This window comes from Neptunomonas sp. (genome assembly GCF_016744175.1).
GTDB lineage: Bacteria > Pseudomonadota > Gammaproteobacteria > Pseudomonadales > Balneatricaceae > Neptunomonas.
Window position 1 is genome coordinate 71770 of sequence record NZ_JADGEV010000012.1, and the last position, 12752, is coordinate 84521.

The 12752-nt window shown below is 49.4% G+C and carries 14 protein-coding genes; 1 reads left to right on the top strand and 13 read right to left on the bottom strand.

The window, feature by feature from the left end; genetic code table 11:
- Positions 1-2: 2 nt before the first annotated feature.
- The 12 genes from QZZ55_RS07755 to QZZ55_RS07810 all read right to left on the bottom strand — a co-directional run bounded on the left by QZZ55_RS07755 (position 3) and on the right by QZZ55_RS07810 (position 8326).
- The gene (locus QZZ55_RS07755; RefSeq protein WP_293266752.1) at positions 3-470 is read right to left on the bottom strand and encodes a phage virion morphogenesis protein; all 468 of its coding nucleotides are present in this window, start codon (positions 468-470) and stop codon (positions 3-5) included.
- Entirely contained in the window at positions 470-1696 is a 1227-nt protein-coding gene (locus QZZ55_RS07760; RefSeq protein ID WP_293266753.1) for a PBECR2 nuclease fold domain-containing protein, read from the bottom strand. Before QZZ55_RS07760 ends, QZZ55_RS07755 begins: the two co-directional genes overlap by 1 nt.
- The gene (locus QZZ55_RS07765) at positions 1696-3288 is read right to left on the bottom strand and encodes a DUF935 domain-containing protein (RefSeq protein ID WP_293266754.1); all 1593 of its coding nucleotides are present in this window, start codon (positions 3286-3288) and stop codon (positions 1696-1698) included. Before QZZ55_RS07765 ends, QZZ55_RS07760 begins: the two co-directional genes overlap by 1 nt.
- Positions 3288-4883 (bottom strand): hypothetical protein, encoded by a 1596-nt coding sequence (locus QZZ55_RS07770; protein WP_293266755.1) that lies wholly within the window; start codon positions 4881-4883, stop codon positions 3288-3290. Before QZZ55_RS07770 ends, QZZ55_RS07765 begins: the two co-directional genes overlap by 1 nt.
- A gap of 84 nt (positions 4884-4967) precedes the next feature.
- The gene (locus QZZ55_RS07775) at positions 4968-5540 is read right to left on the bottom strand and encodes a DUF3486 family protein (protein WP_293266756.1); all 573 of its coding nucleotides are present in this window, start codon (positions 5538-5540) and stop codon (positions 4968-4970) included.
- A 1-nt stretch (position 5541) separates the two neighbouring features.
- Positions 5542-5829: an ArsR family transcriptional regulator gene (locus QZZ55_RS07780; protein WP_293266757.1), complete on the bottom strand. Its 288-nt coding sequence runs from the start codon at positions 5827-5829 to the stop codon at positions 5542-5544.
- Positions 5826-6134: a DUF2730 family protein gene (locus QZZ55_RS07785; protein ID WP_293266758.1), complete on the bottom strand. Its 309-nt coding sequence runs from the start codon at positions 6132-6134 to the stop codon at positions 5826-5828. The genes QZZ55_RS07780 and QZZ55_RS07785 overlap by 4 nt, the downstream gene beginning before the upstream one ends.
- Positions 6109-6330: a TraR/DksA C4-type zinc finger protein gene (locus QZZ55_RS07790; RefSeq protein ID WP_293266759.1), complete on the bottom strand. Its 222-nt coding sequence runs from the start codon at positions 6328-6330 to the stop codon at positions 6109-6111. Before QZZ55_RS07790 ends, QZZ55_RS07785 begins: the two co-directional genes overlap by 26 nt.
- Complete coding sequence (locus QZZ55_RS07795) at positions 6299-6865, bottom strand: demethoxyubiquinone hydroxylase family protein (RefSeq protein WP_293266760.1); 567 nt, start codon at positions 6863-6865, stop codon at positions 6299-6301. Before QZZ55_RS07795 ends, QZZ55_RS07790 begins: the two co-directional genes overlap by 32 nt.
- A complete protein-coding gene (locus QZZ55_RS07800) occupies positions 6858-7490 on the bottom strand; it encodes a transglycosylase SLT domain-containing protein (RefSeq protein WP_366512300.1) in 633 nt (210 codons plus the stop codon). The genes QZZ55_RS07795 and QZZ55_RS07800 overlap by 8 nt, the downstream gene beginning before the upstream one ends.
- Before the next feature lies 1 nt (position 7491).
- The gene (locus tag QZZ55_RS07805) at positions 7492-7767 is read right to left on the bottom strand and encodes a putative holin (RefSeq protein WP_293266761.1); all 276 of its coding nucleotides are present in this window, start codon (positions 7765-7767) and stop codon (positions 7492-7494) included.
- Positions 7768-7882: 115 nt separating this feature from the next.
- Positions 7883-8326, bottom strand: a complete 444-nt coding sequence (locus tag QZZ55_RS07810) for a Mor transcription activator family protein (RefSeq protein WP_293266762.1) — start codon at positions 8324-8326, stop codon at positions 7883-7885.
- Positions 8327-8695: 369 nt separating this feature from the next.
- Between QZZ55_RS07810 and QZZ55_RS07815 the strand changes: the two genes are divergently transcribed.
- Entirely contained in the window at positions 8696-12076 is a 3381-nt protein-coding gene (locus QZZ55_RS07815) for an autotransporter domain-containing protein (RefSeq protein ID WP_293266763.1), read from the top strand.
- 153 nt (positions 12077-12229) lie between these two features.
- Here QZZ55_RS07815 and QZZ55_RS07820 read toward each other — a convergent pair whose 3' ends face one another.
- Positions 12230-12661, bottom strand: coding sequence for a regulatory protein GemA (locus tag QZZ55_RS07820; protein WP_293266764.1), 432 nt, complete (start codon positions 12659-12661; stop codon positions 12230-12232).
- Between the last annotated feature and the right edge of the window lie 91 nt (positions 12662-12752).

Genomic DNA, 12752 nt, shown 5'->3' on the forward strand with positions numbered 1-12752 from the left:
CCTTACACGCCGTCAGTTAAAAACTGGTTCATGATCTCGATTACCTCGGTTTCATCCTCTGCACCCAACCCTAAAAACGACCTCGCTTCGATATTCCTTTCATCTGCACCAAGCTGCTGAGTGGCGGCATAAGCTTCTGTGCCTGGGCCGGTACTCACACCTGCTTCGTTATTGCCCCAGAACGGGAAGATGGTGTCTCTTAAATGTAGATGTTGGCCGTGGAGGATTTTATCCACCGGTACGCCTTTGCGTTGCTTGGCTTTTAGTGTGGATGCGGCCAATGGTGCCCATGGGGTGCCGTCTGGATCTTGCTGGTTATCGAAGTGGTCACGGGTGCGCTCGTGCAAGTATTCGGCTATCTCCATCATCGCGGGCTGTGTATCACTCACGTTAGCAATGAGCTGATCCAGTACGGCGGTAACGGCTTGGCTGTCGTAGTTGATGCTGATGTTTGATTGAGTGCCCGCCATTATTCACTGTCCTCTAGGCTGCTATAAACCTGTACACCTTGGCGTAGGCTATTGGCCTGCTGGGTGCCTGTTACGATGCTGGTCGCCCATGTGCCGTTCGTTATTTCAAAGATACTGTGGGTCAGTTCTGCTTCACCGGCTATCTGAAACCGGCTTATATAGCGCCGCTTTAGTTTGTATTTGCCTGGGCGTGCTTGGTCGGGTTCTAGCATGTTCCAGATCTCGTCGGGCTGGATTAATGCGCGGGCGAGTAGGCGGGTATAGCGTTTGTCTTTTATGGCTGTTGTTATTCTCTCGCCATTGGCGTTCTTAAATAACAGTTCGTTAATCGCAAGCGCTTCGTTCTTTATATCTTTGAATATGCTTGTATCAGCTAGACCAAACTCATCTAAAAACGCTTTTACATACACCTCATCTGCTAGGCCATCGGCCATCAATACAGATTCTGACACAGCAGTGGGTGCAGGTAGCGGTGGCTTAGCGGCAGGCCCAATGGGTATAGGCTTAACCGTCGGCAGCTCTGCTGGTTTGAGTGTGGCGTGGCGCAACCAACTGGCACCAGGGCGATGTTCAAAGCCTGGATCAATACCTAGCGGGATTTGTATTACTTCGCCGGTACGTTTATCCAGGTACTCTTTAAAGGTATCTTGCGGGGCTTGGTCTGGCAGTGTTTTACCGTTGCGTTGCATCCAACGGCGTGAGCGCGGGAAGGCTTTGCACTTACAGCCATAACCATTAGAGGGGCTGTGTACTTGCCACCAAGGATCGTTTGCTAGTAATAGTAATCTGTCCCATGCTTTATGCTGGGGCCGGTAATGCTCGGCACCTGAATGGCGATACTCTTTATAGGGAAACTGCTTCTGGAATGCCGGATCGGCCATCTGCGCTTCTCGCCCTGCATTGTATGCCTGGCGTATATTGGTTTCGTAAATGAGACGACTACGCCAGTGACGACTCCCGTTGTAATCCCAACCCTCTTTTTGAACGATGGAATCGAACCGCTTGCGAAAGTCTTGCAGTGTCTCGCCACCCTCAATCGCCCCTTGTAGTGCATTAGCAAAGCCCTCGATGATGGATGTTTTATTCGCACCAGCCACCATAAAAGCATGGTCGTGTTGCTGGTCGTATACGTCTTGCCAACCGTTAGTCGGCAGCGGTAGTTTCTGGTTGAAGTAGTCGATCGCTTCTTTAAACGGGCGGCTTCCGTACTCTGCAACGCTGGGCATTACTGCGCATCCTGCAATAATTCATAACGCCCCGCTAAGCTAGCGGCTGACAGTGCTTGATTCATGGCATCGGCTAACTGATCAACCGGCATGTCTAATGCTAGCAAGCCCTCGCGTATCTCCTCTAATGAGGCGGCGTTATCCACTAAGGTTTTGATCTGGTCGATCATCTGGGTGGTGGCTTTGTTGGCCATGCCTTGCAGCTGACTCACATACGCCTCCACTACATCGGCGGTTTCTTGTGCTTTAAGCGCGGCCAGTTTAGCGTCGGGTGCTTCTTTCTTGTCGGCAGCTTTCGCGGCCTTTTTGTCATCTTCCGGTTCTACCTGTTGAGGCATACCTAAGATCGGCTCGTCTTTCTCAGCCTCTGGAATCATTAGCTTTTCATGTGCCCATGCTTGTGGAATACGCATACCCAGCGACACCAAGCCTGGCAAACGTTCGCTGTAAGTGGCGATATCTTCCGGCTCGCTGGTATCAAATCGATATTTAGGATGGCGACGCGGATCACCGGCCGCACGGCCATTGAGCATCCATAGCGGGTAAACGATATCCCGCGTGATGGTGCTGGCCAGTTGGCGAAGATCTGAATCGCGCAGCTCTTGGCGTACTTCGTTATGTACATTGCCCAGTGCGTTGGTGCTGCTTTTGCCATCGGCTTGGCTAGTAAGCGTGCCGCCTAAGATTGCTTTGGATTGCGTACGTTCACACCAGCTCATCATCGCCTCATAGGGAGACGATGCACCTTTAGCGGCTTCTTGGAATTCGATCTCCATGCCTTTGGGGATAATGCCACCGGCGTTATGACCAATACTCATCACCGCCTGCAGCAGAGTATTCTTCTCTTTATCACTGGCACCGCTTGGGTATTTACCCAGACGCAGCGGTAAACCATAGATCTCTAAAAACTCGGCCAGATCACGCACACTGTAGTTTTTAAAGAGAAACGGCCACGCCAATACACGGGTTAAGCCGTTACGCCCTGGGTAGCCCGACTTAGAGCGATGAATATGACGCACCCAACCAAACGCTTGCAGCTCTGCGCCTTCATGACTGTTATCGCGCAGGCGTATCTGGTTACGGTTGTCGGGGTTTAATTGGAACCAGTTCTGAGGGCGGTAGTGAGCCGCATTAATCAACCAGCTGTTATTCCACTGCGTCCATTCCAGCTCGATATTTGAGAAGCCTTTTAAGATCGCATCGGCCATATCGGTGACAACATCTTCAAAGTCGGGGATCTCATCTAATAGCTCTTGTACCAGGGCGGCATCTTTCTTCTCTGACTCGGACGCATTACGGCAGGGTTCGACGCTACCAGTAATGGTGAGCAGGGCCAGCTTACGTTTTTGCAGTTCACTGAATACGTGGCCGTCTTTCTCTTCGATATCTTCGCCCAAATCTGACTGAGCAATGATGTTGCCTTGCTCCGCTTCGCGCATGATTCTGCCCAGGCGTGAAGGGGTGAGGCCCGATGATGGATGCTCGGCAAAGTGTTTCTGCAGATGGCTGAGTTTAGATTCATCAGTCTGAAGCTCATTCTCGCTCGGCCATGCCAGTGCGTTGCCGTTGATGTCTATTAATCGGTTGCTCATTACCATGCACCGCCTTTAAAACTGTTATCTGAATCGTTGTCTTCATCACTATCGGGATCACTGCCAGCGTGGCGCTCAGGCAGTGGGGTAAACTCAATCGTCACACCTTCCATATAACTGGCACGCACCACCATCGCATAAGCCACCGCGCTATCACCGTGACGTTGCTTGCCATCCTCACCGGTACCGCTGCCTTTTTCGACTTGGGGTATGCCACGGTTCACGATGATTGTGCGCAGATCACTGACCACATCTAATGACTTAGGGATCTCAATGTCGTTGTCTTCAAACTTGGCTTTGAGCTTAGGCATCCACTCGCGGTACCAGGGTTGGTTGAGCATCACTTGCTCGATCATTTCAGTGCCGTATTTATCAGCGGCTTTCTCGGCCAGTGATCCACCGTTACCCGTGGCATCAAAGGCGGCACCGGTAAAGCGGGGTAGGTTATCGATTACATAGAACATGATCTGTTCTTGCTGGGAGTAGGGCACATTGCGCAGTTCTAGATGGAACGGTACGCGAATACTGGTATCAGGATTTATTGTGCCCACAGCAAAGATAGAAAGGTCACCTTTGCGGGCAAAATCCTCGCCGAAGACATGGTTATGATCGAGGTTTAACTGTGCCAAAAACGGCGCTACGTGATCTTCTAACCACTCGTTTATTTCGGCTTCACGTTGGATCACCGGCCACTTCTCAAAGTCTTTGGGTGACTCAAAAGCAATGATCTGGTTTTCTGGATGCATGGCGCGTTCGATCAAACCACGCGATATATAAGCACCGCCGCCTTGCTTAGGTGTGCAGTAGTACTCTTCTAGCGCATCTTCTTCGGTGGCGGTATCGCGTAATAGATCAGCTTTCCATTGATCCTCGGCTTCTTGGCTCCACACTTTGCGGGTTATTTGGCATATGCGCTGATACAGTCCCTCGTTACAGGCATCGTCTAACGTGATGGTATGCACCGAGTAACGTTTACGCCCCGCGCGACTGTCTTGAATCAGGGTGTTGAATAGATTATCCACGCCATTATGAGTAGAGATTAGCCGAACACGGCTACCCCACATCGTAAGCGCTAGCGCAGCTTTTAATACTTCGGCTAAGCGATCATGAAAGGCGGCTTCATCTATGGTGACGTTCCCTTGCATGCCTCGTAAGTTAGCAGGGTTAGAACTGAGCGCTTGCACCTTAAAGCCAGAAGCGAAGATCACCACAAAGGTGAGTATCTCTTTGCCGTCTTTACCGGCATCAATAAAGATCTCTTCGTGTATTTCGCCTGCCGCTTTATCAAAAGCCTTGGCCCACATGGCGGCCGCTTCGATAAATTCGCGGGCCATCTCTTTGTTAGAGCCCACATAGAAGTGGTTGCAACCGCCTTCATGTTTGGTGGTGCTGGCGCACAAAGTAGCATCAGCTGCTTCGGCCCAGGTTAAACCGGTACGGCGAGATTTTTCAGCAATCTTGAGAGGTGACTCATCAGCAATCCAACGCTTTTGATAACCGAGTAATAGCTCGGCAGGGTCGAACTGCTGCAAAGAAACAAGCGTATCGGCAACCGCTTGAGCGAGAGGTTTAAGGGGCTGATTAGGAGCGCTCACTTAAAAAACCTCTCACGAATGCAGCTACTACAATGGCACCGCTGAGGAGTTCAGCCGCTTTGACAATGGCTTCGGGTAAGGTCATTACACAATCCCCAGTATCTGTTGCTTGATCGCTTTTACACCGTCACGCGTTAAGCCCTGACTTTTGGCGACTTCTTCAACCATATTGGCGGCTTCTTCAGCAAAGGCGGTGCGGATCTCTTTCTCACGTTTATGGCTGGCCATCGCCGCTTGCTCGACACGTTGAATGGCCAAGGCTAATTGGCTCAGTGCTTTAGGTTCTACCGGATCGCCGGACTCACTCATCGCCATGCCGGTCTCAAACGCCATGGTGCGCACCACTTCTTGAAGCAGCTTGCCGACTTCTGAGGTGGGTTGGTCGCCAAGCTTGGCTGTCCAGACTTCGGCCACTTCACGCGCCTGGCGAATCTTCGCGCCGACTTCTTCCATGCGTGATGCATAGCGATTAAGACCCGAGCGGGAGAGCTTGGCTTTATCTGCTAGCCCTGCCTCTTTGATCTGGGTATTAACAAGGTCGAGAATCTCTTGCTGCTGTAGGCGACCATCACGCAGCATGGTGTTAAGTTCACGCTTAATCTCTTCGGGTAGCAGGTCGATTTTAGAGCGACGACCACGCGTTTTTTTATCTGCCATATCAACGTGCCCGTGGCTTTTTAACACCAGGCACGGTGGCACGGCCTTCGGCTGCATCTTGGCCTCGTGCGGTAAGTGTGCCCACGTAACAACCCGCCACATCGGCGATGGTGATAAGCCCTTGTTCTTGCAGCCAGCTTAAGTGGTTACGTACCGCATCACGGCTTAGGCGATGGGCATATAAGTCGAGGCACTGCTGAATAATGGACTCGTTGGCATCACCCCCGCAGTCGATCAGTCCTCGAAGAATAACCAGACGCTGATCTTCATCTAATAGCTGGCGCATCATGATCTCTCCTTCAATTCGTTTTCAAGTAACAGATCAGCCAAGCGCCTCACCTGTGGCAGTTCAGAATTTAAGGCGAGGATGGCTCCCCTTAACTCACTAATCTCTAGCTGCAGCCGGTGTAATTCTCGCTCACTGGGCAAGTCATCCAAGCGCTGATCTATGCGTTTTATTTCGCTGTGCAAGGTGTCGACTGACTCACGTTTGGCATAGGTCTTGGCGAGTAACGCCATAATCACCATGGCGATGGTGGTGATCGTGGCCCACAGCGGAGCCCAATATTTAGCGATGATTTCCATAACGGTCATTTATCTCCTGACAACTAATACAGTGCTGTACGCCTGGCAATGCATCGCGTCGCCCCTGGGCAATACTGAGCCCACAATCAACACAATGGGTGGCGGATTCGCCATGGGGGAGGCGGGAACAAATATCAGCAACACGCTTATCGGTTGCTGCCTGAAGTTTCTGGTTAGTCCGTTCCAGTAGCTCTTCGTGATTCATTAACTTTCTCTTCGTATTCGATCAGTTGGATTAGCTGCGTTTCGATCTGTTGGCAGCGTCCGCCGTAGTCAATGACATGGCGCAGAATGTCTTGCTGGTTAACATCGCTAACGGTGGCGTTAAGTTCTGCTGATGCTGCGATTGATGGATCAGCGGCGTCGGTGCTGCTGGCTTCTCGATCAGCTCCGGTGGGTAGATCGTCGGTGGGCAGATCTGCACCGATGGCGCGGTTGTACAGCCCGACAAAACCACGAGTGATAGAACAATCAGGGCGCGATACATGGGCAATCCTCTTTTCTAGTTCGTTGGCGGTTTTGGCTAACGTGGCTTTTTGTTGGCGTAACTGAGCAACACTCTCGTTGGCCGTGGTGAGCTGTTGCTGGTAATGCTTACGTAAGGTCTGCTCTACGGCGGCAATGGCTTTAGATTGCTGGGCCTCGTGGGCCTCATTAGCAGTGCTGTAGCCATAAAAATAGCCGCCGACAGAGCAGAGAAAACAAGAAAATAGTGCTGCAAAAATAAGGTTTTTAGTCATGACAAACACCTTGGCCCCATCCGGCCTGTTGATAACGGGGTGTTAATAGACGAAGGATGCGGCGTGGATAGCCACGGTTCTCGCGAAACTGTGATTTCCCGCGCCCCGCGTTGTATTTTTCGACGTTATCCCACCACAGCCAGCGGCTATCACCGGCAGCGTTAGCGGCTTTTTTGTCACGTAACACCCAGCCTAAACCGCCGTTGTAGGCGCTGAGCGTCATGGCCCAACGGTCACAGTAGGTATCGGCTTTTAGTTTTGAATACAGCCAGAAGTCATAGCGGGCCAGTGCTCGCAGCGCCCAGGTAGGGTTGGTCGGTTGAGGATTATTTAAGCGGCTATCAATGGCAGGAATCCAACGTGCCGTGCCTGGCATAAATTGGGCAAGTCCTTTTGCTCCGACGGCACTCACGGCGCTCTTGTTCCAGGCGCTCTCTTGGTGAATTTGTGCCGCCATCACAGCAATAGGTGCGTTGATACCCCATATCAACCGTGCTTGGCGGGTTAGCTCGTTGCGGTAGCGGCTAGATTCATGAGGGATTTGGGCAGCGTTTGCGGGTGTGATGTAGACCACCGATACAACAAACCACAACACTAACACCGTCCCGACTATCAGCCTTGCCATGCTATGCGCCCAGTGCGATGGCGATGATGATGGCCGACACTACAATGGCTCGGCGGATCATCGCGGTGCTTTTACTGCAATCAATTTTTGGGTTGTCAGGTCGAGCGTAGGGAAACAACGAACGATCAACCCAGTAACCTAGCACCGCTGCCAGTACAACCAAGCTAACTTTATAGAGAGTGACAGGGAGTTGGTGTGGTGCAAGTAAGCCGATACCGACAGTTAGCGCTATGGCGATCACAATCCAGATAGTGAGTCGTGGTAGTTTTTCAAACATGCTGACATTCCTTATTGTTTGCGTAAAACGCTAGATCAATAGTGGTGATGTCAGCAGTGTATAAAGCGTGGTGCTAGCGGATTAGAAGAAGGAGTTCAGTGGCTGGTCGAACGACTTAGTTAAATAGATCAGGTGTGGCTGGTTCAATCTGGATCGGCGTCTCTTTCAAAATACGCCACACCCAGCGGTCTGTTAGTTTGTATTTTAAAGCTAGCTCAGTTACGGCAGCGTTCGCCGTTTTTCCATCACGTACCGCCGCCTCAAATGCAGAGCAAATATCGAGGTCACGTAAGCGCCTAACAGCAACGTGGCACTGGGGTATATACAGCGGTTCACCGCCTGCATATAACGCCAGCTTTTGGGTTTCATCATGGCCTATCTGTTGAGACAGAGCATCGAGTGCTGCACGGCCCAAACGGTTAGCACCCAAGCGCATAGGCAATGTAGTGCCTCCAAAGCGTTCAACCAACTTGAGTGTTGCAGGCATACCGATGGCCGCTGCAACCGCATGGATCGAGTCGGGTAATAGGCTTTGTAATTTGGCGATTTGAGTGGTCATCTGAACAGCCTCAAGGGTGATGCTGTTCAGTGTAAGGGGTCGATGCGTTAGAAAAAAATGGTTTTTGTGAGCGGGGCTTTTGGCGCAAAGTTAAGGTTGATAAGTGTTGGTTATTAAGCAATAAACATGCGAATAATAATTTTCCTAGAGTCGGCTATCGACCCACAAGAGACATTAGGCAGGGCTCGCTAGTTAATACAGATTAATTGAAAATTGACACCTGTATTACTTAATAATGTGAGCTATATTTAGATTTGTGGAGATAGGCATCATAGGTTTGATCTGACTCCACATGTTTATGTTTATTCACGAGCCAAATTTGTATTGAATACTTAATGGAGTGAGCATCACATGTACAAAAAAATTCCCGTGTTTGTAATTTTTGCATATTCAACTGCGCTAGCCGCCGACACTTTCGAGCTTTCTCCCACCGTTGTCGCGACTAACCCAAATGCCGTCAACCTGCTTGGTCAAACCGCCGGCCCAGCTCACCTGTCTGATCTAACCGGCACGAGCGATGTTATACTTGAGCATATACTGATAGGCACCAGCGGGAAGTACGACACCATTAAAATATTTCCAAAGCACACACCTGAATTTTCATTGAATAGCGAAGTGGTTGTAGCAACCAATAACAATGACGGCTTTCTATTCATGAAGAACCTAATCGTTGAGGGGGATGGCAGCAACCGCGATGGAGAAGCTTTAACGTTAAGCTCGCGCTCACTTTCGCCAAACACGCCCTACCCTAACCCTGATCCGTATGAGCTTTACTTGAATTCGATTCATGTAAATGATGCTACCTTAGAAATCAAAGACCCCAACAGCAGCGGTGCCACAGCAATCGATAATGGCGTAAGCATAAAATCCATCGAGCATCTTCAACTAGATAATGCAGCCTTTAAAATTAAGACAGGCACTGGTTCTATTCGCTTCAATAACGCTAACGTTGCCACACTTGTCGCAAATTCGGGTCAGAATATTTTTGAAGTCGCTGGGTCGGACCTCAAGGCTGTGAAGTTAGATGTGATCATAGAGAGCAATGCTGGGCTAACCCTACAAAATACCTCAACCATCGATGCGCAAGACGGCTCGCTACAAATGAAATCGGGAAGTTCCCTTACGCTGAACAAGAGCACAGTGATTCTCGACTCTCCCAACCGCAGCTCTAGCTTAGAAGGCGCGACCGTAAAACTGAGCGGAACCTTTGGCACACCACTTGCTAACGGAGTGGGATCTAGTCACCTTGATCTGAACAACCCAAACATCAAAGACAGTACATTTAATCTAGATAATAATACGGCTTTCAGAGCCCGTGGCCGGGTACTTTCGGGCACCAACGACGGTCTGCTTAACCTGAGCGACACCAACGTATTTAATCTTGCGGACGGCGCTTTCGTTACATCGTCGGGCGACAATAGCGACAAATATGGGGGCTCAGTTAATGTGAACGGCGGATCAAGCAGTTTTGTTAGCTCCGTAGCCGGCACACGTGTTAGGCAAAACGGTTTATTTGCAAGACAATGGGATGTTAGCGATGGCGGCACATTGTCTTTGGAACGGATTGACGGTGCTGCGGGCGTGAACTTTATCAGCCTCTCGTCTGGCTCCACCCTCAGACTACACACCTTTGACAACCTAGATAATCTGACGAGTTTGAACGTATCCGATTCGACGATCGAATCAAGCATCAACCGTTTCACTTCGCCTTACATTGAATTGAGAAACGCTACCCTCAAGCCCCAGAAGCTTAACAGCCAAGACCATGTGAGCATTACCTTTAACGGTACATCACCGAGTGCGAACAGCGTTGTTTTACGCGGCACGAATACCATCGAACTTGACATTACACCGCAAGGCCGTGACATAACCCCCTCAATCAAGGTCTACAACGATGAGTTTAATATTTACGACAGCAATGTGACGGGCTTCATTACAGGTCTAAGTGGCTTCAACACTTTGAACTACGAGATAGATACACAAACCACCGGTTTAATTGCGAAAGATTATGCAATAGGTGGCGCAAGCGGTGACGGTCGCTATACCGTATCTAATTTGACAGGCAGCTCCATTGATGGTGACAACCCTAACATCAGCTTAACTCCAACAATGCCCGCGCTCCTACAGGCCAGTTTAGATAGCACACCATCTATCGATAAAGCTGTGGTTATTAAACTGAGCGAGTTACCAACTTCGGCACTGGCTACATTGCCACAAGTGGTTAAATCGCATCAGGCGCAGACTATTACAACTGTTGTTACCGAACCCGATACAGGCAATATAAGCACTATTTCGGTGACTATTGTTCCAGATGTGGCTGTTACTCCAAATGTGAGTACTACTCCGGAATCGACTATTACTACTGTTGTTACCGAACCCATTACAGGCAATGTGAGTACTACTTCGGTGACCGTAATTCCAAATGTGACTGTTACTCCTGATTTGACGGTTACTACTGTTGTTACCGAACCCAATACAGGTAATGTTGTGAGTACTACTTCGGTGACCGTTGTTCCAGATCCGGCTGTCACTCCAGCTATGAGCGGCACTACTACGAAAATGGTTAACACTGTCACCACAGCACCAGATGGAAGCTTGATCAGCAACACAACCAACACTAGCCAACTGGCTCCTGCCACCGGATCCAAAAACACAGAGAATGTGTCAAAACTGTTAGCTAATGCGGCACAAACTAATACCTCAGTGGCCTCGCAGCTGCAACAATTAACGCAACAACAGCTCACCGATCAAATCCCATACATTCATGCAGAGCCATACTCCTCTTACATTACCGTATCCCTAGAGCATTCCGATATGGTTATGAATACTGTGCTAGATCATGCGGCACCAACCACCTTCGTTATCTCCGGTCCCAATGGCCAAGTCGAGGAAATACAGGCCCGTAAACGGCTTTGGATGAAGGCCAGTTATAATGAGGGTGATGTCAACGGCGATAACGATCTCGGTGATTTTGATTATAAACTTTCTAGCCTGACCATCGGCCATGATTTGTTTGCCTCTGATCTACGAACGCTCGGTATGTACTTTTCGATTGGCTCGCAAGAGATGGATGAGCATGACCTGGCCATTCAGAATTTTAGCGGCGATGTTTATCACTTGGGGATGTATCTGAATCAAGCCAATATTGGTGGCTGGGACATACGTGGAGTATTGGGCTATGGCTACGGCGACAACAGCTCAAAACGCCAAGTTATCCTATCCGATACACGCGGATCACCGTCTGCTAACTATGATAGTCATACTGCTTACTTAGGCGTTAAAGGCACAGTGGCTGCTTATCAAAACAACTGGATGACATTGACCCCTGAACTTGGCTTCAATTACATTTACTATAAACAAGAATCGTTTAAAGAGTCTGGAGATCCGAACCTCAGCCTTAAGCTGGATTCTGCAGAGGCGCATGCGGTGATTGCATCTGCAGGTTTGAGCGCACGTTTTGCTAGCATCTCCGATTCATCGAGTATTTATCCTTTAGTATTTGCTCGTTACGAACACGACTTTTATGCCAATTCAAACAGTGAGCATGAGATTGATGCTGCGATAGTTGCACATTCTGGTTACAAACAGAGCTTTGAGGGGCAGAACCGAGGTGAACACGCACTGATTACAGGGCTTGGCTTAGGTAGTGACATAAATAGCTCTATGCAAATCAATGCCAATATTGTTCACACAGAGAACAGCAATGGCAGTGAATGGGGCGCAGGTTTAAATTTTGAGTTTCGTTGGTAAGTGATTCAACGAAACTACATAAGCGGCGAGCCATCGACAACCTTTTGCGTTTATGTAAATGTCTGCTCTTTGCATGCTGGTTCGCCCCCCAGCTCATATCGTTTCTTATGTCCGTTCATAGCACAAAGAAGAACGGTCAATGAGCAAACTTCATTACTCAGCACTTCTTTGTGCGTGCTTCTGTAGTGATGCAACCAACCTCCATAGTTGGTCCCGATCCAACCAGTCCACTTTCTCTACCTTAAACATTCGCTGGGCCATGGCATGCGCATAGTTCCAGTGGAGTTTTCTATCTGCCAGTAATGCTTCAACTTTGCCCATAAGAGCTACTTTATCTTTGGGCGGGTTAGGGCGTTTACCAAACTTTCGCACAGCGGGTTTGTAGCCCAGCGCTTTAAGGTGCTCCATCACGCGATACAAATCGCTTATGTGCATATCTGCACAGCTGCTCTTCTTCGTCACTTGCCGAAGCATAGCTCGGTATGTCTCATCACCCAGGCCTAGCTCTTTTTTTGCGATATGAATACGAGCTGTGATGGCTCTACGGTTATCTTTCTTAGGTGGAGTGTCACGTTTATCTGCCATATATAATTCTCAATTTAGGAATTTTTCCTATTTTATTTATGAAAATATGAACTAAATTTAAGTTGAATCCTGAAGCAACAACCGGCGCATA